The 22,059-nt window shown below is 72.8% G+C and carries 16 protein-coding genes; 8 read left to right on the forward strand and 8 right to left on the reverse strand.

Annotation, left to right across the window (positions count from 1 at the left end; all coding sequences use genetic code 11):
• Positions 1-88: 88 nt before the first annotated feature.
• The gene (locus tag OG285_RS31060) at positions 89-4,933 is read left to right on the forward strand and encodes a hypothetical protein (RefSeq protein ID WP_371792818.1); all 4,845 of its coding nucleotides are present in this window, start codon (positions 89-91) and stop codon (positions 4,931-4,933) included.
• A gap of 175 nt (positions 4,934-5,108) precedes the next feature.
• Here OG285_RS31060 and OG285_RS31065 read toward each other — a convergent pair whose 3' ends face one another.
• A complete protein-coding gene (locus OG285_RS31065; RefSeq protein ID WP_371792819.1) occupies positions 5,109-5,525 on the reverse strand; it encodes a hypothetical protein in 417 nt (138 codons plus the stop codon).
• A 377-nt stretch (positions 5,526-5,902) separates the two neighbouring features.
• Here OG285_RS31065 and OG285_RS31070 point away from each other — a divergent pair, with 377 nt between their 5' ends.
• The 4 genes from OG285_RS31070 to OG285_RS31085 are packed head-to-tail and all read left to right on the forward strand — an operon-like array spanning position 5,903 to position 10,067.
• Complete coding sequence (locus OG285_RS31070) at positions 5,903-8,638, forward strand: nitrate- and nitrite sensing domain-containing protein (protein ID WP_371792820.1); 2,736 nt, start codon at positions 5,903-5,905, stop codon at positions 8,636-8,638.
• Positions 8,635-9,072, forward strand: coding sequence for a roadblock/LC7 domain-containing protein (locus OG285_RS31075; RefSeq protein WP_356829140.1), 438 nt, complete (start codon positions 8,635-8,637; stop codon positions 9,070-9,072). The genes OG285_RS31070 and OG285_RS31075 overlap by 4 nt, the downstream gene beginning before the upstream one ends.
• A 10-nt stretch (positions 9,073-9,082) precedes the next feature.
• Positions 9,083-9,481: a DUF742 domain-containing protein gene (locus tag OG285_RS31080; RefSeq protein WP_327298766.1), complete on the forward strand. Its 399-nt coding sequence runs from the start codon at positions 9,083-9,085 to the stop codon at positions 9,479-9,481.
• Positions 9,462-10,067, forward strand: coding sequence for an ATP/GTP-binding protein (locus tag OG285_RS31085; protein WP_356829138.1), 606 nt, complete (start codon positions 9,462-9,464; stop codon positions 10,065-10,067). The genes OG285_RS31080 and OG285_RS31085 overlap by 20 nt, the downstream gene beginning before the upstream one ends.
• A 32-nt stretch (positions 10,068-10,099) precedes the next feature.
• Here the strand turns inward: OG285_RS31085 and OG285_RS31090 are convergent, their stop codons facing one another.
• From OG285_RS31090 to OG285_RS31105, 4 genes are all read right to left on the reverse strand, one after another.
• On the reverse strand, positions 10,100-11,290 hold the full coding sequence (locus tag OG285_RS31090) for a lipid-transfer protein (protein ID WP_371792821.1): 1,191 nt from the start codon (positions 11,288-11,290) through the stop codon (positions 10,100-10,102).
• Positions 11,287-11,748, reverse strand: coding sequence for a Zn-ribbon domain-containing OB-fold protein (locus OG285_RS31095; RefSeq protein WP_371792822.1), 462 nt, complete (start codon positions 11,746-11,748; stop codon positions 11,287-11,289). Before OG285_RS31095 ends, OG285_RS31090 begins: the two co-directional genes overlap by 4 nt.
• A gap of 57 nt (positions 11,749-11,805) precedes the next feature.
• Positions 11,806-12,153, reverse strand: coding sequence for a DUF962 domain-containing protein (locus tag OG285_RS31100; RefSeq protein ID WP_356829132.1), 348 nt, complete (start codon positions 12,151-12,153; stop codon positions 11,806-11,808).
• A gap of 102 nt (positions 12,154-12,255) precedes the next feature.
• Positions 12,256-13,062, reverse strand: a complete 807-nt coding sequence (locus OG285_RS31105; RefSeq protein ID WP_371792823.1) for a M15 family metallopeptidase — start codon at positions 13,060-13,062, stop codon at positions 12,256-12,258.
• 63 nt (positions 13,063-13,125) lie between these two features.
• Between OG285_RS31105 and OG285_RS31110 the strand changes: the two genes are divergently transcribed.
• Positions 13,126-13,647 (forward strand): NUDIX domain-containing protein, encoded by a 522-nt coding sequence (locus OG285_RS31110; protein WP_356829128.1) that lies wholly within the window; start codon positions 13,126-13,128, stop codon positions 13,645-13,647.
• Between the two features lie 181 nt (positions 13,648-13,828).
• Here OG285_RS31110 and OG285_RS31115 read toward each other — a convergent pair whose 3' ends face one another.
• Positions 13,829-16,183 carry a glycoside hydrolase family 31 protein gene (locus OG285_RS31115; protein WP_356829126.1) on the reverse strand — a complete coding sequence of 785 codons (2,355 nt, stop codon included), beginning with the start codon at positions 16,181-16,183 and terminating at the stop codon, positions 13,829-13,831.
• Positions 16,184-16,398: 215 nt separating this feature from the next.
• Between OG285_RS31115 and OG285_RS31120 the strand changes: the two genes are divergently transcribed.
• Together OG285_RS31120 and OG285_RS31125 are read left to right on the forward strand one after the other, a co-directional pair.
• Positions 16,399-18,372 carry an acetoacetate--CoA ligase gene (locus OG285_RS31120; protein ID WP_371792824.1) on the forward strand — a complete coding sequence of 658 codons (1,974 nt, stop codon included), beginning with the start codon at positions 16,399-16,401 and terminating at the stop codon, positions 18,370-18,372.
• Between the two features lie 145 nt (positions 18,373-18,517).
• Positions 18,518-19,402, forward strand: coding sequence for a hypothetical protein (locus tag OG285_RS31125; RefSeq protein WP_371792825.1), 885 nt, complete (start codon positions 18,518-18,520; stop codon positions 19,400-19,402).
• Between the two features lie 70 nt (positions 19,403-19,472).
• On the opposite strand, the gene ptsP is transcribed toward OG285_RS31125, so the two are convergent.
• Both ptsP and OG285_RS31135 read right to left on the reverse strand, forming a co-directional pair.
• On the reverse strand, positions 19,473-21,143 hold the full coding sequence (ptsP, locus tag OG285_RS31130; protein WP_356829120.1) for a phosphoenolpyruvate--protein phosphotransferase: 1,671 nt from the start codon (positions 21,141-21,143) through the stop codon (positions 19,473-19,475).
• Between the two features lie 78 nt (positions 21,144-21,221).
• Complete coding sequence (locus tag OG285_RS31135) at positions 21,222-21,671, reverse strand: PTS glucose transporter subunit IIA (RefSeq protein WP_356829118.1); 450 nt, start codon at positions 21,669-21,671, stop codon at positions 21,222-21,224.
• Positions 21,672-22,059 lie beyond the last annotated feature (388 nt).

The raw sequence follows: 22,059 nt of genomic DNA on the forward strand, positions 1-22,059 counted from the left end.
GCTTCTGACAGCCCGAGTTCCTGAAGAGCCCGGGCCTCCGAAAACCCCAGAGCCAGATGCCGCACCACAACGACGAGAGTCCGCCGCCATGTACGAGCTGTCCCGGGTCCGCCTCTACTCCATCGGACCTGCCGGTGCGCGCTACGCCGACACCGTGCTCGACCTGCGGGGAGTGGGCGCCCCCGTGCCCAGCCCGGCCCCGGCCCAGGCGGAGTTCTTCGAGGAGGAGCCGGTCGGCCCGCCGCGCCGCCCCGCACCCGCCGGTGTCCTCTTCCTGGAGAACGGCGGGGGCAAGTCGGTCCTGCTGAAGCTGATCTTCTCGGTGATGCTGCCGGGCCACCGCAACACTCTCGGCGGCGCCAGCTCCGGCGTGCTGCGCAAGTTCCTGCTCGCCGACGACTGCGGCCACGTGGCCCTGGAGTGGCAGCACACCCTCACCGGTGAGCTCGTCGTGGTCGGCAAGGCCAGCGAGTGGCGCGGCCGGCAGGTCTCCAACGACCCGCGGAAGTTCGCCGAGGCGTGGTATTCGTTCCGGCCGGGACCCGGGCTGAGCCTCGACTCCCTTCCGGTCGCCGAAGCCACCACCGTACGGCCGCCGGTGGAAGGTGTGTCCGGGGCGCGGGGCAGGCGCCGCACCATGAAGGGCTTCCGTGACGCGATCACCGAGGCCGGCAAGTTCTATCCCCATCTGGACGTCCACTGGGAGGAGATCCACGACCGCTGGAACGAGCACCTCGGCGATCTGGGCCTCGACCCCGAACTCTTCCGCTACCAGCGCGAGATGAACGCCGACGAGGGCGAGGCGGCCGGTCTCTTCGCGGTCAAGAAGGACTCCGACTTCACCGATCTGCTCCTGCGGGCCGTCACCGACACCCGCGACACGGACGGCCTGGCCGACCTCGTCGGCAGTTTCGGCAGCAAGCTCGGCCGCCGCGCCGAACTCACCGCGGAGCGGGACTTCACCGCGGGCTCGGTCGACCTGCTCGGCCGCATCGTCGACGCCGCGGCGGTGCGCTCGCGGGCCAGGGACGTCCACGCGGGCGCCGAGCGCCGTACGCGCACCCTCGCCCGCAGGCTCTCCTCCCGTGCCGCCGAGGAGCGGGGCCGCGCCTCCGACCTCGCCCAGCAGGTCACGTCCGCCGCCCACACCGTCACACAGGCCGAGGACGCCCGCGCCCGCAGCGCGCTGATCGCCGCCGAACTGGCCTACCGGCACGCCTCACTGGCGCTCACCGTCGCCGAGAAGTCCGCTGCGGCGCAGCGCCGGGAGCTGGCCGACGCGCGGACGTTCCACTCGGCGTGGCAGGCGGCCGAGGCGGTGCTGCGGCACCGTGCGGCGGCCGACCGGTCCGCCCGGGTCGCCGTGGCCATCCGCGAGGCCGAGCGGGACGCCGCCCCGGCCCTGGCCGCCCGTGCCACCGCGGCGGCCGACCTGGTCCGCGCACTCCACTCGGCAGCCGAAAGCGGCGAGCAGCTCGCCAACGAGGAGGAGGAGCGCGCGGCCGCACTCCAGACGGCGGGCGAGGCCGCCCACCGCGACGCCACCGCCGCGGCTACCGAGGCGCAGCGCGCCCGCAGCGAGGCCGGACATCTGCGCCAGCGCCTCGCCGAGGTCGGCCAGGAAACCTCCGAGGCCGTCCGCGCGGGCTGGCTGGACGACACGGCGCCCGACGCGGATCCGGCGCGCGCCGCCCTGGCGGCCAGCGACGCGGAGAAGACAGCGGTGGCCGCCTGGGACGCGGCCCGGGACCAGGCACGCGGCACGGCGGACGAGGCCAAGGCGGCTGCCTCCCGGGAGAGCCGGGCCGACCTCGCCGCCGCCCGGGCCGCGGACGCGGCGCGCGCCGCCGAGCACGCGTACGAGACAGAGCTGCGCACCGCCGAATCCATCGCGGCGGAGACCCGGCTGGCCGAACTGCTCAGTCTGCCCGCCGGATCGACAGCGCCGGCGACACCGGCATCCGGCCCGGCTGTCGGGCTGCCCCAGCCCCGTAACGGCACGACGCCCCGGGATGCGGACCGGCCCCGGGGCGCGGCCACCGCGGACGACGCGGGCGCGGGGGGCCCCGGAGCCGGCGGGGTCCAGGACGCACCGGCCACCGCCCGCGAGCCGCAGCGCCACGCCCACACCCTGACGCGCGGCCGACTCACCGCAGCCGAACTGGACCGCAGCGCGGAAGAGCTCCAGGAACTGCTCGACGGGGGCGTCGCGTCGGCCGAACGGCAGCTCTTCGAACTGCGCACCGCCGCCGCGGACGACTCCCGGATCCTCGGCGCACTGGGCGACGGCGGGCTGCTGCCCCCGGGACCCGACGTGCTGGCCACCGTCGAGTTCCTGGGCGAGCACGGCATCCCCGCCCTGCCCGGCTGGCGCTATCTCGCGCAGGCCGTGGACCCCGCCGACCACGCGGCGGTGCTGGCCGCCCGACCCGAGCTGGTCGACGGGGTGGTCATCACCGACCCGGCCGCCCACGGCCGGGCCCGCTCCGTCCTCGGCGGGGCCGCCCTGCTGCCGCGCTCCGCGGTCGCCGTCGGCACCGCGTCCGCGCTGCTGGCACCTGTCCCGGGCCCCGGTCCGTCCGGTACCGGGGACGGCGACGTGTTCCTCGTACCGCCGAACCCGGCCATGCACGACGAGCACGCCGCCGACGAGGAGCGGCAGGCGCTGCGCTCCCGTGCGGGCCGGCGCGACGAGGAGATCCGCGGGCTCGCCGCCCGGCTGGGCGGCGACCGGACGCTCGCCGCCCGGCTCGGGTCCTGGCGTGCCACCTGCCCGCCCGGCACGCTCGACGAACTCGCCGCTGCCGCGGGCAGCGCCAAGGAGGCGGCCGGGTCCGCCACAGCGGCGCTGGAGGAGGCGCGTACCGCCAGGGCCGAGGCGGACGAGGCTGCCGCCGACGCCGCCCGGGTGCGCGACGAACGCCAGGACGCCGCCCAGCGCGCCCGGCGGGTCGCCGACGCGCTCTCCGGACTCGCCTTCCGGCTCCGCGAACGGGCGGGCTGGCAGGTCACGCTGCGCGAACTGGGCGACGAGGCGGCCGAGTCGGAATCCCGGGCCGCGACCTGCCTGGAGCGTGCCAGGGCCGCCGACGAGGACCGCAGGGCCGCCCAGCGGGCCGCCGACGACGCGCGCCGCACCGCCCGCGCCCTGCGGGCCGAGCGGTCCGAGATCGCGGGCGTGCCCGAGGACCTGCCCGAACCGGAAGCGGGCGCGCGGCGCTCCGCCCTGCCGGCCCTGCGGGAGGCCTACCGTGCCGCCTCCCAGCTGTACGAGAAGGTCGGTGTCGGAGCCGACCTCCGCGCCGAGCAGGCCAGGGCCGAGAGCGACGAGAGCGCGGCCCGCGCCGAACTCGACCGGCTCTCCAACAAGGTCCGTACCCGAGCCTCCCAGCTGCTCGAATCGACCGACGGCGCCGACGGCCCGTCCCGGCAGGCGGCCGCCGCCCGCGCCGAGTCGCTCGTCCAGATGCTGGAGACACGGGCCTCGGCCGCCAGTGAACAGCTCGGCCGGCTGCGCGGCGAGGCCGAGCGGCTGGCCCCCGCGGACGGTGCGGACGCCCACACCGAGCTGCCCGACGCACTCGTACCGGCCGACGCGGACGCCGCGCAGACCCTGCTGCGCACCGCAACCGCCGAACTGGGCTCCCACACCGACGCGTTGGAGACCTCCCGGGCGGCCCACGCCGAACTCCTGCGCGCCCACCGGGCGTCGGAGGACGCGGCGGGCGGCTTCGACGAATCGGCGGCGCTGCTGCGGGACCTGCTCCGGGAACCGCATCAGGACGGCGAGAGCACCGAATCCGCGCCGCCCGAGCCGTACCCGGGCAGTCAGGAGGAGGCGCGGGAGTCGGCCGCCGAGGCCCGCCGCTCACTGCGCGGCTGCGCCGGTGACCTGTCGGCGGCCGAGTCGGCCGTGCGGGAGGCGAGCGACATCCTCGTACGACACGCCAACGCCACCCGTTACGAGCAGGTCCGCACCCCGGCACGCCAGCAGATCCGCGAACTGCCCGCGGCCGCTCTGCCCGAGCACGCCGAGAAGTGGGCGGCGGCCTTCGCCCCCCGGCTGCGGGTGCTCACCGACGAGCTGGAGCAGCTGGAGCGCAACCGCGACTCGATCGTGGACCGGCTGCGCGGGCTGGTGGAGTCCGCGCTCACCACACTGCGCTCCGCCCAGCGGCTCTCCCGGCTGCCCGAAGGCCTCGGGGAGTGGTCGGGGCAGGAGTTCCTGCGGATCCGCTTCGAGGAGCCGGACCAGGCCACCCTCGCCGAACGGCTCGGCGAGGTCATCGACGAGGCGACCAGGGCGGCCCTGAAGAAGAACTCCGACCTGCGCAGGGACGGGATGTCGCTGCTGCTGCGGGCCGTCCACGCGGCGCTCGAACCCAGGGGCGTGGCCGTCGAGATCCTCAAGCCGGACGCGGTGCTCCGGGCGGAGCGGGTCCCGGTGGGACAGATGGGCGACGTCTTCTCCGGCGGACAGCTGCTGACCGCGGCCATCGCCCTCTACTGCACGATGGCAGCCCTGCGCAGCAATGACCGGGGCCGCGACAGGCACCGGCACGCGGGGACGCTCTTCCTCGACAACCCGATCGGCCGGGCTAACGCCACGTATCTGCTGGAGCTCCAGCGCGCGGTCTCCGACGCACTCGGTGTCCAGCTGCTCTATACGACCGGGCTGTTCGACACCACGGCACTCGCCGAATTCCCCCTGGTCATCAGGTTGCGCAATGACGCGGACCTCCGGGCGGGGCTGAAGTACATCAGCGTGGAGGAGCATCTGCGGCCGGGTCTCCCGCAGCAGGACCCAGGCGGGGAGCAGGTGCACGGCGAGATCACCGCGACCCGGATGTTCAAACGGAGCCAGCCGGGCCCCCAACCGTCCCAGGCAGCCGAGCAGTCCGAACCCGCCCAGTCGCCTCAGGCCGCCCGGTAGCCTCAGGCCGCCCGGACGGCGAGCGGTCGGACGGAGACCGCCGGGCAGCTCTGAAGGCGCGGGGACGGTATGGGTCTCGGGGCGGTCCAGGACGTGCGGTTCAGGACGTGCGGTTCAGGACCTGGCAGTTCAGGGCGTGGCGCTGAGGACCGGGTCGGCTCAGGACCGGGTCGGCTCAGGACTGGGGCGACAGCCGGGCGGAGCGGTTCGCGCGTATCCGCTCGGCGTCCCGCTCCTGTCGGCGGGCCGAACGCCGTGCCGCGCGCCGCTCCTTGCGGAGTTGGCGGGCGGTGCTGCTGGGGGCCGACGTCACGCCGTGGCGCTGGTTCCACACCTGCCGGGTGATCCAGACGTCCAGTACCGCCCAGGTCGCCACGACCGTGCTCGCCACACTGCCCAGCACCATCGGGAAGGCCAGCCAGGAGCCCGCCACGGTGGAGAGGAAAGCCGTCACCGCCTGGATCAGCGTCACGGACACGATGAGCACGGCACGCACCGCGCTTCCGCGCACCGGGTCCGGCAGCCGGTACCGCCCGACGGGCTCCTCGACCCACAGCGTCCGCAGGGGGGCCTCGCCCTCTTCGATGGTCATGCTCTCTCCGCCCTCGACCTTCACGCCTCGGCGCTGTCCGACTCCAGAACGGATGCCCGGCTTGGGTCGGTTCAAGCGTCCCCGCCCGGGGTGCGCCCCTCGTACCCAAGGACGAACAACTGCCGTGAAAGATTCCCGCTATTCATAGAATTCCAGCCATCTGTACAGGGGTGGAAATGGCCGTCCTGACAGTGCTCTCTTACCGGATCAGGGAAGACGATCTGCTGGGATACCGGGACATGGCATGATCAACTCCCCTGTCTGCGGCTGAAAATAGTCCGGACGTCCCTTCGAGTTGCCCGTGCGGCAGTAGTAGGCTCACGCCGTTTATTGACGGAACACCACCCCCGCCGGGCGGGGTTGAGCTGGGGGAGGCCATGCGCTTTCGCGGGAGGTCCATCCGCAGGAAGATCGTGGCGCTGTTGCTGGTCCCACTTGTCGCGTTGACGGCGATCTGGACGTTCTCCGTCTACGTCACGGGCCGGGACGCCCTGCAACTGATGCGCTCGGGCACCGTCTACAAGAGAGTGGCGCATCCGCTCGTCGACTCTCTCAGGGATGTCGAGCGGGAACGCTCCCTCACCCTGCGCCAGTTGGTCGACCCGGGCGCCTCGGACATCCAGTCCGAACTGCGCACCCAGCGGGCGGAGACCGACGCGTCCGTGGCTCTGCTGCGCCGCAGCGCCGGCCGGAGCGACGCGCGTTCGGCGCTCGGCGGGGAGTCCGGACGGCAGCTGCGCACGGTACTCGACGGGTTCGCCGGGCTCGGCCCGCTGCGGCACAACGCCGGTAACCACGAGGTGACCCGCCGCGAGGCGTACGACCAGTACAACCGGCTCTGCGACCAGGTGCTCGACTTCCTTGCCGACCTGCCCACCCTGCAGAACTCCGGCCTCGACAAGGAGGCGCGCGGCCTCGTCGGCGTCAGCCGGGCCCGCGAGGCGCTCTCGCGTGAGGACGCGCTTCTCGGCTCCGCCTTCACGTCCGGGCGGCTCGACTCCAGGGACCTGCGCGACCTCTCGGACCTCATCACGGTCCGGAAGATGTACTACACCGTCAGCCTGCCCCTGCTGCCAGGCCAGGAGAGCGACGCCTTCAGCGCCTACTGGAGCGGCCCCGCCACCATCCCGGTGCGCACCACCGAATCCACGGCGATCAGCAAGAACCCCGGCAGCTCCACCATCACCGGCTCCGCGTCCCGCTGGACCTCGGACGCGGACCGGACGCTCAGCCATCTCGACACACTGGGAGCCGGGGCCCGCAAGGACTTCCAGGACCGGGTGAGGCCCGCTGCCGTCAGCGTCTTCGCCAAGGCGGGGATCGCCGCGCTGCTCGGAATCGGCGGACTGCTGGTGTCCCTGGTGGTGTCCGTGCGCATCGGGCGCGAACTCGTCCGTGACCTCAGCCGGCTGCGCAAGGAGGCCCACGAGGTCTCCGGGGTGCGGCTGCCCGCAGTGATGCGACGCCTCGCCGCCGGGGAGCAGGTCGACATCGAGACCGAGGCTCCGCGCCTGGAGTACGCGAAGGACGAGGTCGGCCAGGTCGGTCTGGCCCTCAACACCGTCCAGCGCGCTGCCGTCGAAGCGGCCGTGCGCCAGGCCGATCTGCGCCGCGGGGTCTCCGACGTCTTCGTGAACCTCGCCCGCCGCAACCAGGTCCTGCTGCACCGGCAGCTGACGCTGCTGGACACCATGGAGCGCCGTACGGAGGACACCGAGGAGCTGGCGGACCTGTTCCGCCTCGACCACCTCACCACCCGTATGCGCCGCCACGCCGAGGGTCTCGTGATCCTCTCCGGAGCTTCCCCCTCCCGGCAGTGGCGCAAGCCGGTCCAGCTGATGGACGTCGTACGCGCGGCGGTCGCCGAGGTCGAGGACTACGAGCGGATCGAGGTACGGCGGCTGCCGAGGATCGGGGTCGGCGGCCCGGCCGTCGCCGACCTCACCCACCTCATCGCCGAACTCCTGGAGAACGCCACGGTGTTCTCGCCCCCGCACACAGCGGTGCAGGTACTGGGCGAGCGGGTCGCCAACGGCTTCACCCTGGAGATCCACGACCGCGGACTCGGCCTCGCTCCCGACGCGCTGCTCGACGCCAATCTCCGCCTCGCCGAGACACCCGAGTTCGAGCTTTCGGACACCGACCGGCTCGGCCTCTTCGTGGTGAGCAGGCTCGCGCAGCGGCAGAACGTCCGGATCTCGCTCCAGCCCTCGCCGTACGGCGGGACCACGGCCGTCATCTTCATCCCGGTGGCGTTGCTGACCGATGCGCCGGAGCCGGAGGACGACGCCCCGGACGCCGGCGGCGCGGCCGCCGGATCCGGCACCGACGGCAGCGGATTCCGTTCCGACCGGCGCTCCGCCCTCCGGTCGGGCTCGCGTTCCGGGCTCGCGCCGGTGCCCTCCGCCGGGCGCACGCCCGTGTCGGTGATCGACGGGCCGGTCGAACTGGAACCGCCCGTCGATTCCCTGACGTTCGACGATGCGGCGGACCTGGCCGACGAGGACAGCACACCGGGCGGGATCTTCCGCAACCGAGCGGTGGCCCCGGCGCCCGACCAGCACCAGCAGACCCCCGACGAAGGAGCGGCGCCCCAGGGAGCCACCCGTCCGGCGGGCCCGGTCGGGCTGCCCCGGCGCCGCAAGCCCGGACAGCCGACCCTCGTCTCCGACCACGGGCGGAGGGTCGACATCCCCGAGCCCCGGCGGACCGAGCCCCGGCGGACCGGGCCCCCGCGCGCCGAACCGCCGCGTACCGCACCCTCCCGTGGCGAATCGCCCCGGACGGCACCGCCGCGCACCACACCCCCACGTACCGAACCGCCGCGCACCGGCCCCCCGGTGGCGGGCCCCGACGGGCTGCCCCGCCGGGTGCGCCAGGCGAATCTGGCGCCACAGCTGAGGGGCGCACCAGCCCCCGCCGCCGAACCGGCCGCGGTGGACGACGACGAACGCGACGCGGACGAGGTACGCAGCCGGATGGCATCGCTCCAGCGGGGCTGGCAGCGGGGCCGCCGCGACAACTCCGCACAGGACTCGGCAGAATCAGCGGAAGTCGGCACCGGACCGGCCGACACAGCACCAGGAACCACATCGGAGGGGACCGGTCGATGACCGTACCGAACGCAGCAGCACACCACGCCGCAGGGGGCCCCGGCGAGCTCAACTGGCTCCTCGACGAGCTCGTCGACCGGGTCGGCAGCATCCGCAAGGCACTGGTCCTCTCGGGAGACGGCCTGGCAACCGGCGCCTCGAAGGACCTGACCCGGGAGGACGGCGAGCACCTGGCGGCCGTCGCCTCCGGCTTCCACAGCCTGGCCAAGGGCGTCGGACGCCACTTCGAGGCGGGCAAGGTCCGTCAGACGGTCGTGGAGCTGGACGAAGCCTTCCTCTTCATCACGGCGGCGGGCGACGGCAGCTGCCTGGCCGTGCTGTCCGACGCGGACTCGGACGTCGGCCTGGTGGCGTACGAGATGACACTGATGGTGAAGCGGGTCGGTGCCCACCTCGCGACGGCCCCGCGGAGCGGGCTCACCGCGGGAGGGTGAGGGGGACGCCATGAGCGACGCGGGCCGGCCACCGGCGCACCACTGGTTCGACGACGACGCCGGACCCGTGGTCCGGCCGTACGCCATGACGCGCGGCCGTACCGGCTCCGACGGCGGCCACCGCCTCGACCTGATCGCACTGGTCGTCCCCGAGCCGGCCGCCGACGATCCTGGCCGGGACCAGACGCTCTCTCCCGAGCACGTGGACATCGTCGAGCGGTGCAGTACCGCACCGCAGTCCATCGCCGAGCTCGCGGCCGACTTCGACCTGCCCGTGGGGGTGGTGCGGGTCCTGGTCGGCGACCTCGTCGACGACGAACTCGTCCGTGTCACCCAGCCCGTACCGCCGGCGGAACTGCCGGACGTCAGCATTCTTCGCGAGGTAATCAATGGCCTTCGGGCGCTCTAGCCGCAACCAGCAGTTCGTCGAGCCGGTGACCCTCAAGATCCTGGTGGCGGGCGGCTTCGGCGTGGGCAAGACCACGCTGGTGGGCGCGGTCAGCGAGATCCGGCCGCTGCGCACCGAGGAGACCCTGAGCGAGGCGGGCCGCCCGGTCGACTCGACGGACGGCGTGGAGCAGAAGACCACCACCACGGTGGCCATGGACTTCGGCCGCATCACGCTCAAGGAGGACCTCGTCCTCTATCTGTTCGGCACCCCGGGGCAGGACCGCTTCTGGTTCCTCTGGGACGAGCTGGCGCAGGGCGCGCTGGGTGCGGTCGTCCTCGCCGACACCCGCCGTCTGGAGGACTGCTTCGCGGCCGTCGACTACTTCGAGCGGCGCTCCATCCCGTTCACGGTGGCCGTCAACTGCTTCGACGGGGCAGCCCGTTACCCGGGGGAGACGGTGCGCTCGGCCCTCGACCTCGACCCCGATGTGCCCGTCCTGACGTGTGACGCGCGGGACCGGGAGACGGTGAAGGAGGTTCTGGTGGCCGTCGTGGAGAACGCCATGGCCCTCGCGTCCGGAGCCCGGGCGCACGCCGTCACCTGAGCCCGGACGCCCCCACGGCAGCCCCCGGGCGCTCAGCGGACGGCGATCACCGACGACCCGTGCCCGAACAGCCCCTGGTTCGCGGTGATCGCGGCCCGCGCCCCCGGCACCTGACGCGCGCCTGCCCGGCCGCGCAGCTGCCACGTCGCTTCGCAGACCTGCGCGATGGCCTGGGCGGGCACCGCTTCACCGAAGGAGGCCAGCCCGCCGCTGGTGTTGACCGGGACGCGCCCGCCGAGCGCGGTGGCACCCTCCCGTACGAGCTTCGCGCCCTCGCCCGGCGCGCAGAGCCCGATGTCCTCGTACCACTCCAGCTCCAGCGCCGTCGACAGGTCGTAGACCTCGGCCAGCGAGATGTCCTCGGGGCCGGTCCCCGCCTCCTCGTACGCCGCCCGCGCGATGGAGGACCGGAAGGACTCCGCGGGGGCCGGCACGGCGGTGGCCGAGTCGGTGGCGATGTCCGGCAGGTCGAGGACCGTCCGCGGATACGTCGGGGTGACGGTGGACACCGCACGGATACGGACGGGGTGCGCCACCCCGTGCCGGCGCGCGAACTCCATGCTGGTGAGCACGAGCGCGGCCGCGCCGTCGGAGGTCGCACAGATGTCGAGCAGCCGCAGCGGGTCCGCGACCACCGGGGAAGCGGCCACGTCATCGAGGCCGACCGGTTTGCGGTAGCGCGCGTTGGGATTGAGTGCGCCCGCTACCGAGTTCTTCACCTTCACCCGCGCGAAGTCCTCAAGGGTGTCGCCGTGCACGGCCATCCGGCGGCGCGCGTACAGCGCGAAATACGCCGGGTTGGTGGCCCCGAGCACCCGGAACCGCAGCCAGTCCGGGTCGTCGGGCCGCTCACCGCCCGCAGGGGCGAAGAACCCCTTCGGCGCCGAGTCCGCGCCGACCACCAGCGCCACGTCGGCCATTCCCGCGAGGATCTGGGCCCTGGCCGTGCTGATGGCCTGCGCCCCGGAGGCGCACGCCGCGTACACGCTGGTGACGCGGGCCCCCTGCCAGCCGAGCGCCCGCGCGAAGGTCGCGCCCGCCACATATCCGGGATAGCCGCAGCGCACCGTGTCGGCGCCGACCACCGACTGCACGTCCTGCCAGCCGATCCCGGCGTCGGCCAGCGCGGTACGGGCCGCCGCCGTCCCGTACTCGACGAAGCTCCGCCCCCACTTGCCCCAGGCGTGCATCCCGGCGCCCAGGACCGCTATGTCGCCGGTCATGAGAGCGCCTCCGGTGTCCGCACCGGCCGCCAGTGCCAGGTGGTCCAGACGGTGTCCGCGTCCTCGTTGAGCACGCCCGGCACGACTTCCACCTCTGCCCCGACCGCAAGGTCCGCCAGGGCCACGTCCGGCGCGGCCTGCCCGAGCACGACCATGCCCTCCGCCTCCAGCTCGACGGCGACCAGGGTGTACGGCTCCCACTCCACGCCGGGATCCGAGACGTACGGCGCGGGGGGCCGGTACCGGCCGTCGGTGTACGACCAGACGCGGCCGCGTCCGGAGAGCGGCACCTCCGCCAGCTCCCCGCCCGGGCAGCCGGGGTTGCGGCAGAAGGTGTCCTCACGGGGGAAGAAGACGGCGGAACAGGCCGAGCACCGGGTGCCCAGCAGCCGGAAGTCGTTCTCCCCGGCATCGGCCGTGAACCATCCGGCCACCACGGGTGTGCGCGTGCGCGTCAAAACCCCTCCCGGCATCAGTCATCTGACGGTACGTCAGGAGTATTGAGTGTGACAGGGTCAGCCGTTCTCCGCGAGCCACTTGGCGGCGGTGGCGGCCAGTTCGTGGTCACGGCCCGCCAGCATCGTCCGGATCATCCGGACGTCGCCCCGGAGCGACCAGACCGGGTGCCCGAACGAGGCCGGGTTGTTCCCCTCGATGAGGAAGTGTGCGGGCCAGGCGGTCCCGTATCCGATGAGCGGCAGCGCGGCCGCATACCGCTTCCGGCCGCGCGCCAGTCCGTAGGCCGTCACCGCGAGCCCGGTGAGTGTGCCGGTGAGATGCACCCACCGGGTCGCCGCACGCGAGTGCATCGCGACGTAGTAGGGCCAGAACTCCTCGTACGAATCCCACGTCTGCTGCGTCATGGGGAGACGGTAGGCCCCCGCTGTGCACCGGGGAAGAAGGGGGCCGCCCGACCCGTCGTCCCGGCCGCTGCCCCACTGCCACGCTTGCCGGTTCTGCCGCCGTCAGCGGTGACCGGCCACCGAGCGCCACGCGACCGGGAAGTCGAAGTAGCGGTCGGGGAAGACCTCCGGCTGGTAGGTGAAGTGCCACCACTCCTCGGGAAGGTTGACGAAGCCGACGGCGCCCAGGGCGGTCCGCAGCATGTCGCGGTGGGTGCGCTGGACGCCCTTGATCCGCGGATCGTCGGTGTGCGCGAGGGTGTCGAAGCAGTCGAACCCCGTCCCCATGTCGATGGAGTTGTCCGGGAAGCGCTGCGCCTTCGGCGCGTAGCAGGGGGCCAGCTGCTGCCCGTGGCGGTACGGACGGGTCGGCAGGGCCGGCAGTTTCACCAGGGTGAGATCCATGGTGCTGCCCCGGCTGTGCCCGGACTTCTCCGCGATGTAGCCGTCCGCGAAAAGACGCGACTTGTCGACCCGCGGATAGAACTCGGCCTTCATCGTCAGTGCGTCCGGATCCTCGGCCCAGCGCACGAAGTTGTCGACGGCCCGCTGCGGCCGGTAGCAGTCGTAGACCTTGAGTGAGTAGCCACGGCGCAGCAGCTTCGTCTGGGCCCGGTGCAGGGCCTCCGCTGCGGGGCGGGTGAGGATGCACAGCGGCTGGTCGTAGCCGTCGACCGGTGCGCCCGTGAAGTTGTGCTCGTACGGGTAGCGCATCTCCTGGATGATCGTCGGGTCCACGGAGCGCAGCGCGACGAAGTCCCGGGGCGCCCGCGGCTCCTGCCGCGCCGCGGCCGGTGTGACGGAGGAGAGGGCGAACAGGGCGGCGGCGGCCACGGCCAGGGACCGTGCGGCGGAGGTCAGTCGTGTCATGGGCATTCCATTTATCAGGTGAACGGGCCTCAGGGGAAGCACGATCGGCTACAGTCCGCGCTCATGAACGAGCCTTCCGACGAGCCTGTCAGGGATTCCCACTGTTCGAGCTGCGGCGCCCCGTTCGCCGCCGCTGAATGGCCCCGCACCTGCCCGTCCTGCGGGAGCACGGCCTACCGCAACCCGCTCCCCGTCGCCGTGGCCCTGCTGCCGGTACGGGACGAGCGGGGCACCGGACTCGTCGTCATCACCCGGACCAACGAACCGCAGGCCGGCGGGATCGCCCTGCCCGGCGGCTTCATCGACGGCACCGAAACATGGCAGCACGCCGTCGTGCGCGAGCTGCGGGAGGAGACGGGCATCCCAGCCGGGCAGCAGGACGTACGGCTGGCCGACGCCCGCAGCTCGCCGGACGGCCACCTGCTGCTCTTCGGCCTTCTCCCGGAACGCGCAGCGGCGAGTCTCCCGCCGTCCGCGCCCACCGACGAGACGGCGGGCTGGCACATCCTCAGGGCGGCCACGGACCTCTGCTTCCCGCTGCACACCGCGGCCGTCCGGGGCTGGTTCGCCGGACGGCACAGCTGAACCCGGGCTGCCTCCGACTGAACCCGGGCTGCCTCCGGCCCGGGCCGCGTCCGATCCCGCCAAGGCCCGTCTGCCGTGCTCGGCCCTGATCCGGGCAGCAGGAGAACGACGGCCGCTGGGGCGGCATCAGCCGGGTCGGTGTGCGGTTTCGCCGAGCGTGAAGAGGTCCGGACGGCAGGCCCTACGTCCCGAGCCCCCGCACCCGTACCGGGCACCCCGGCTCCACCGAACCCTCCGCCACCACCAGCCCGACCACCACCCGGCCGTCCTCCAGCGCTGCGGTGTAGCGCTCGACCTCCGGTTCCTCCCACCCGTCACCGGCGTCCCGGACGACCACCCCGCCCCCCGTACGCCCGGCGGCCGGGGCCCAGACCTCCAGCTCGGTACCGCCGCCGTCACCCCGTACCGGGATCACCGAACCGGCCCGCGCCAGCACCGGTACGCGCGACAGGGGCGCGTCCAGCACCACCTGACCCGGCCCCTCGTGGGCCGCGCCGGTCGCCGTGTCGTACCACCGCCCCCGGGGCAGCCGCACCGTCCGCCGGTCGCCGCCGCGGTCGAGGACCGGTGCCACCAGCAGGCTGTCCCCGAGCAGGAAGGCGTCCTCGCAGTCCCGCAGGGCACGGTCCCCCGGCGAACTCCACCAGACCGGCCGCACATACGGTGCGCCGGTCAGCCGGGACACGTGCGCCAGCGTCACGAAGTACGGGTGCAGCCGCTCCCGTTCCACCAGCGCCGCCCTCGCGTGCTCCAGGGTCTCCGCGCCGAACTCCCACGGCTCCCTGCGCCCCGCCCGGATCGCCGAGTGGGTGCGCAGCAGCGGCAGGAAGGACGCCAGCTGGAGCCACCGCAGATACAGCTCGGGGGAGGGGCTGCCGTCGAAGCCGCCCACGTCCGGGCCCGAGTACGGAACCCCGCACAGCCCGAGCCCCAGCACCAGTGAGAGCGAGGCGCGCAGTCCGGGCCACCCCGTCGTCACATCGCCCGACCAGGTCCCGCCGTACCGCTGCATCCCCGCCCACCCGGAGCGCGAGAACAGAAAGGGGCGCTCATCGGGGCGCAGCGCGCACAGCCCCTCGTACCCCGCCCGCGCCATCGTCAGGCCGTAGACGTTGTGCGCCTCCCGGTGATCGCCGCCGCGGCCCTCCAGCGCGTGCCGTGACGACAGCGGCAGCGTCGGATCCCCGAACGGGACGATGGAGGCGGGCTCGTTCATGTCGTGCCAGAAGCCGGCGAAACCCTGCGCGAGGCGTTCCGCGTACAGCCCGCCCCACCAGGCCCGCACGTGCGGCGCCGTGAAGTCGGGGAAGACGCACTCACCCGGCCAGACGACCCCGCGCACCGCCCCGCCCCGCGCGTCCCCGACGAAGGCACCGGCGGCCAGCCCCTCGTCGTACACGCGGTTGCCCGGCTCGGCCTTCACGGCCGGATCGACGATCGAGACCAGCCGTACGCCGTGCCGCCCGAGCTCTTCCGCGAGACCGGGGAGATCGGGGAACCGCTCGCCGTCGGCCGTGAACACCTGATGCCGGTCGTAGTGGTCGATGTCCAGATGCAGCGCCGTCAGGGGCAGCCCGTGCTCCCGGTATCCGGCGACGACCCTGCGGACCTCCCGCGCACTCCCGAAACCCCACCGCGCGTGCTGCGGCCCCAGCGCCCAGGACGGCGGGAGCGCGGGCCGTCCGGTCAGCGCGGTCCAGCCCAGCAGGACCCGCGCCGGGGTGCCGGTCACCACCCAGCAGCGCAGCGGGCCGCCGCCCATCCGCACCTCGCTGGAGCCCGGCCTGTCATGCCCGGAACCCGCACCCTCCCGGCCCTCGGCCAGCGTCACCCGGCCCTCCCGGGTGTTGTCGTGGAAGACCAGATGGGTCCCGGCGTCGGCCACCACCAGCTGCACCGGCATGGTGATGTAGAGCGGGTCGTCACCCGGTCCGAAGCCACCGCGCGGATCGGTGTTCCACAGGTGGTACGTGCCGTCGCGCAGCCGGGGCCCCGACGCCCGCCCGCCGAGCCCGAAGAAGCGCGCGTCGGCCGGGACCTCGGCCCGCTGCACCCAGCGCGCCGCGCCGCCGGACACCGGCTCCCACCAGCGCGGGGGCAGCTCACGGCGGATCCGCACACCGCCCGGAGTCAGGATCTCCACGGACCCCTGCCGGGACACCGTGACGGTCACCCGTTCCGAGACCACCCGCCATCCGCCGTCCTTGTCCGGTTCGAGGACGGCCCGCGGATCCGCCTCGGGGCAGCCGCCCGCCAGCGCGTACGAGGGAGCCGGCTCCGCGCCGTCCCACCCCCAGAAGACCGCGCCGCCCACCGCCACCCGTACCAGCAGCTCCGAGCGGGTGAACCGGACGACACCGCCGCCCGGCCGGTGCTCCACACCGGTCACCGCACCGGGCACCCGCGCCCGTTCGGCACCGCGCGGCGGCAGCTCCGCCGCGTCCGTACGCCGTCTGCGCAGGGCGGTGCGCAGGGCCAGCCGCCCCCGAGCCGAACCGAACGCCTTCACCGAGCGGACCAGGCCGCGACCGTCCATGCTGATCACACTGCCATCCCGGCCCCGGGACGCGAGGGCCGTTCAGCCGCCGTTCACCTCGCCCTTGACCAGATGTTCACCATGCCGACGCCGGCCGGCCCGCCCTGGTGCGCAGGACGATCACATGGCATCGTCGCTGCCAGCCGTGTCACGCGCACACCCCTCGCACGTGCGCGCCCACACGCACACCATGCGTACAGCCCGGGAGCCGCCCCATGAACCCATCGAACGCCGCACCCCTCTGGCAGCCCAGCCAGGAACGGATCGACGGTGCCAGGATCACCCGCTTCCAGGCCTGGGCCGCCGAGCGGTACGGCGCACCGGCCGACGGCGGGTACGCCGCACTGCACCGCTGGTCGGTCGAGGAGCTCGCCACCTTCTGGCAGGCGGTCGCCGACTGGTTCGACATCCGGTTCACGACCCCGTACGAGAGCGTGCTCGCCGACCGCTCCATGCCGGGCGCCCAATGGTTCCCCGGAGCCAGTGTCAACTACGCGGAGCACGCCCTGCGGACCGCCACCGACCCGGCCCGCGCACCGGAGCCCGCCCTGCTGCACGTCGACGAGAGGCAGGACCCGCGGACCGTCAGCTGGTCCGAACTGCGCCGCCAGGTGGGGGCGCTCGCCGCCGAACTGCGCGCACTGGGGGTACGCCCCGGCGACCGCGTCAGCGGCTACCTGCCCAACATCCCCGAGGCCGTCACCGCGCTGCTCGCCACCGCGGCCGTCGGCGCCGTCTGGACCTCCTGCGCCCCCGACTTCGGCGCCCGCAGCGTCCTCGACCGCTTCCAGCAGGTCGAACCGGTCGTCCTGTTCGCCGTCGACGGCTACCGCTACGGCGGCAAGTCCCACGACCGGCGCGACACCGTCACCGAACTCCGCGCCGAACTGCCCACCCTGCGCGCCGTGATCCACGTCCCGCTGCTCGGCACCCCGGCTCCCGACGGCGCGCTCGACTGGTCCGCCGTCACGTCCGGCGACACGGAGCCGGTGTTCGAGCAGGTTCCCTTCGACCACCCGCTCTGGGTCCTCTACTCCTCGGGGACGACGGGACTCCCCAAGGCCATCGTGCAGTCCCAGGGCGGCATCCTGATGGAGCACCTCAAACAGCTCGGCCTGCACTGCGACCTCGGTCCCGGCGACCGCTTCTTCTGGTACACGTCCACCGGCTGGATGATGTGGAACTTCCTCGTCTCCGGCCTGCTCACCGGGACCACGATCGTCCTGTACGACGGCAGCCCCGGCCACCCCGGAACCGACGCGCAGTGGCGCATCGCCGAACGCACCGGGACCACCCTCTTCGGCACGTCCGCCGCCTACGTCATGGCCTGCCGCAAGGCGGGCGTCCAACCCGCCCGCGACCACGACCTCTCCCGCGTCAAGTGCGTCGCCACGACCGGCTCCCCCCTCCCGCCCGACGGATTCCGCTGGCTCCACGAAGCGGCAGGCAAGGACCTCTGGATCGCCTCGGTCAGCGGCGGTACGGATGTGTGCAGCTGCTTCGCGGGCGCCGTGCCCACCCTCCCGGTCCACATCGGTGAACTCCAGGCGGCCTGCCTCGGCACCGACCTCCAGGCCTGGGATCCACAGGGCCGCCCCCTCATCGACGAGGTCGGCGAACTCGTCGTCACCAACCCGATGCCGTCCATGCCGGTCCGCTTCTGGAACGACCCCGACGGCAGCCGCTACAGCGGCAGTTACTTCGAGACGTACCCCGGAGTCTGGCGGCACGGCGACTGGATCACGATCACCGGCCACGGCTCGGTGATCATCCATGGACGCTCGGACTCCACCCTCAACCGGCAGGGCGTCCGGATGGGATCCGCCGACATCTACGAAGCGGTCGAGCGGCTCCCCGAGATCCGCGAATCACTGGTCATCGGCGTCGAAGAACCCGACGGCGGCTACTGGATGCCGCTCTTCGTCCACCTCGCCCCGGGCACCCCGCTCGACGACGGCCTGCGGCTGCGCATCAAGCAGACGATCCGCGAGCAGCTCTCTCCGCGCCACGTCCCCGACGACATCATCGAGGTCCCCGCGATCCCGCACACCCTCACCGGCAAACGCATCGAGGTCCCGGTCAAACGGCTGCTCCAGGGAGCAGCGCTCGACAAGGCGGTCAACCCCGGCTCGGTCGACAACCTCGAACTCCTGCACTTCTACGAGAAGCTGGCCCGCGACCGCGGCTGACACCCGGCTCCGGCAGCCGAGGCGAGCCCCGGCGCGAGCCCCGGCCCAGGACCGTACGGCGCGCTCCCGACGGCTGTCCCCATGGCACTGTCAGTGGCCCCGGTTACTGTGAGTGAGCAATGATCGATCGCGCTCAGGGGGAGTCATGGCGCAGACACACCGGACCGGATCCATGCGGCAGGCACTGCGCCGCGAAGCACCGAGCACCGTCGGCCTGCTGGCCGACGAGCAGGACTTCGCGGCGATGCGGCGCTACCGCACCTTCACCTTCGACGACCACACGGCCTACCTCCAGCAGGTCGAGGGCCTGCTGCGGGCCCTCACCGCAGAGGAGGTGCACACGACGGTCGCACTCTTCGACCCCGAGGAGTACGAGGAGTTCTGCACGGCGGCCGGGCTCGACCCGGACTCGGCGGACAGCCGGACACGCTTCACCGCGGGCATCGCGGCGGTCGGTGCGACCGTCCCGTACACCGGCCAGCCCATCGACCGACTCGTCCCGCTCCTCATCAACGCCGCGGTATGCCGGGCCACCCTGGAGTACGCGACCATGGTGCTGGCCGAGGCGGGGGAGTGCGCCGACTGCGGCCAGGACATCGGCACGACATCCTTCGACCGGGCCTCCCGCGCACTGAAGAGCCTGCTGGACGGCGCGGAGTGCGGAGTCCACCATCTCGTCTGCAGCATTCCCACCGAGGACGAACCGCTCCTCGCCGTCCTGCACGCCGAGAGTGGAGAGGACTCCCGTCCCCGGCTCGACCACACGGAGGGCGCGGCTTTCGTGACCGTGCTCGCCGCCGGTATGGCCCTGGAGAGCCCCGGCGGGATCGTCATCCGTACGACGGTGCCGGGCCAGGACGACAGGGTCAGGGGCTGGCGGCTCCAGCGCGGCCGACTGCTGCCGCTCACCGCGGGCGAGGTGTTCAGCGCCTACTGCACCGATGCCGACACCGGCGATCCGGTGGCACCGGAACCGGGCGTCGACCACTGCGCGGGATACGCGATCCCCGACGACGACCCCCACCACTGACCGACACGCCCGAGGGGGCTCCCGGCCGGACACGGCAGGAAGCCCCCTCGGGCGCCGGAACCACGCGTGGCTACTCGCCGGACAGCACCGCCTGAGCCGCCAGCCGCGCTTCGTCCGCCGAGTCCGCGGCACGCGCCGCGGCAGCCGCACGCTCGCACTGGGCGAGTGTGTGCTGAGCCAGCGTCGTGCGGACGTACGGAATGGCAGCCGCACCCATGGAAAGGCTGGTCACCCCGAGACCGGTGAGTACACAGGCGAGCGTCGGATCGGAGGCGGCCTCACCGCACACACCACAGCTCTTGGCCTCGGCCTTCGCCGCCTCGGCGGCCATCGACACCAGGTCGAGCAGCGCGGGCTGCCACGGATCCTGCAGCCGCGACACCGCCCCGACCTGGCGGTCCGCCGCGAAGGTGTACTGCGCCAGGTCGTTGGTGCCCAGCGAGAGGAATTCGACCTCACGGAGGATGGAGCGCGCCCGGAGAGCGGCGGACGGGATCTCCACCATCGCGCCGAACTTCGCGTGCAGCCCGGCCTCCCGGCAGGCGTCGGCGAACGCCTTGGCGTCGGTGCGGTCCGCCACCATCGGCGCCATGACCTCCAGGTACACCGGCAGACCCTCAACAGCCGTGGCCAGTGCGGTCAGCTGGGCGCGCAGCACATCCGGGTGGTCGAGGAGCGACCGCAGCCCCCGCACACCGAGGGCGGGGTTCGGCTCGTCGGCCGGCGTCAGGAAATCCAGTGGCTTGTCGGCCCCGGCGTCCAGCACCCGCACGACGACCCGGCTCTCCGGGAACGCCTCCAGCACGGAGCGGTACGCCTCGACCTGCTTCGCCTCCGACGGCGCCTTGGCGGAGTCGTCCAGGAACAGGAACTCGGTCCGGAAGAGGCCGACACCCTCGGCGCCCGCCTCCAGCGCTGCCGCGACATCGCCGGGGCCGCCGATGTTGGCGAGCAGCGGCACCTTGTGGCCGTCCGACGTTGCCCCGGGGCCGGTCGCAGCGGACAGCGCGGCCTTGCGGGCGGTAGCCGCGGCCAGCAGCTCGGCGCGCTTCTCGTCGCTCGGCCGGACGAAGATCTCACCGGTACTGCCGTCCACGGCCACGACGGTGCCCTCGGCCAGTTCACCCGCGCCGGGCAGGGCCACGACGGCCGGCACACCGAGCGCCCGCGCCAGGATCGCGCTGTGGCTGGTGGGCCCGCCCTCCTCGGTCACGAAACCGAGGACCAGCGCGGGGTCGAGCAGAGCGGTGTCGGCTGGGGCGAGATCCCTGGCGATCAGTACGTAGGGCTCGTCGCTGTCGGGCACACCCGGCATCGGGACACCCAGCAGCCGCGCGACGATACGGTTCCGCACGTCGTCCAGGTCCGCGACCCGGCCCGCCAGGTACTCGCCGGCACCGGCGAGCAGCGCCCGGTAGGAGGCGAACGCGTCGTACACCCCGCGCTCGGCCGAACTGCCCACGGCGATACGCCGGTCGACATCGGCGATGAGCTCCGGGTCCTGGGCCATCATGGCCTGCGCCTCCAGCACGTGCTGTGCCTCGCCGCCGGCCAGGTTGCCCCGCGCGATCAGGTCGGCGGCCACAGCTTCCACGGCCTGCCGGGCGCGGCCCTGTTCGCGTTCCGCGTCCTCCGCCGGGATCTGCTTGGCCGGCGGTTCGAGAACAGCCGTGCCCATGTGCCTGACCTCGCCGATGGCCACACCGTGGCTCACGCCGACGCCTCGCAGCGTTGTCTGCATGTCACCCGTCTCCGTCTGTCGCGGCGCCTTCCGGCGCCAGGGTGGTTGACCGATGCACCGCTATGTACGGCGCCGATGTCACTGCCAGCTGAAGAGCGAATCGCCGGCCGCGACGTCACCGCTCTCGGAAACGTCCGAGAGGGAGTCCGCGGTGGCTTCCAGCGCGACGACAGGGCAGATGGGGGACTTGCCGGAGGCTTCGACTGCGGCCGGATCCCAGCGCACCATGGCCTGCCCGCGCGCGACGGTGTCCCCCTTGTTGACGAGCAGTTCGAATCCCTCGCCGTTGAGCTGAACGGTGTCGATGCCGAGGTGAGTCAGCACCCCGTGCCCCTCGCCGTCGACGACGACGAACGCGTGCGGATGCAGGGAGACCACGATGCCGTCGACAGGGGACACCGCGTCCGACGGCTCGCGTACGGGGTCGATGGCAGTGCCGGGGCCCACCATCGCGCCGGAGAAGACGGGATCCGGCACCGCGGCCAGTCCAATCGCGAGTCCGGCGAGCGGGGATGTCACGCTGGTCATGTGGGGCCTCTCAGAGGGCGGCGTACTGTTTCAGCAGGGTAAGTCATAATAAGTCCCGGTTCTGTGCGGGAGCAGTGGGTTGACAGACTCCGGGCTGCACCGCAAGCGATTTGCCTCGCCCCGTGGCGAGCTGTACTGTCGTACTCCTGCCTGGCCCCGTCGCGACTTCAAGTCGGGGGTCGGCAGCTTCTGGATCAGCCCAAGAATCTCAACCGCATTCTATTTCCGCATGCCCGCAGAAATAGTGGTCGGAGAGAGAGAAAAGGCCTGATAGAGTCGGAATCGCCGGAAAGGGAAACGCGAAAGCGTGGAACTGGAAAGCGGCCCGCCGACTGGGAATCGGACACGAAAGAGTCTGATAGAGTCGGAAACGCAAGACCGAAGGGAA

This window comes from Streptomyces sp. NBC_01471 (assembly GCF_041438865.1).
Classification (GTDB): Bacteria; Actinomycetota; Actinomycetes; order Streptomycetales; family Streptomycetaceae; genus Streptomyces.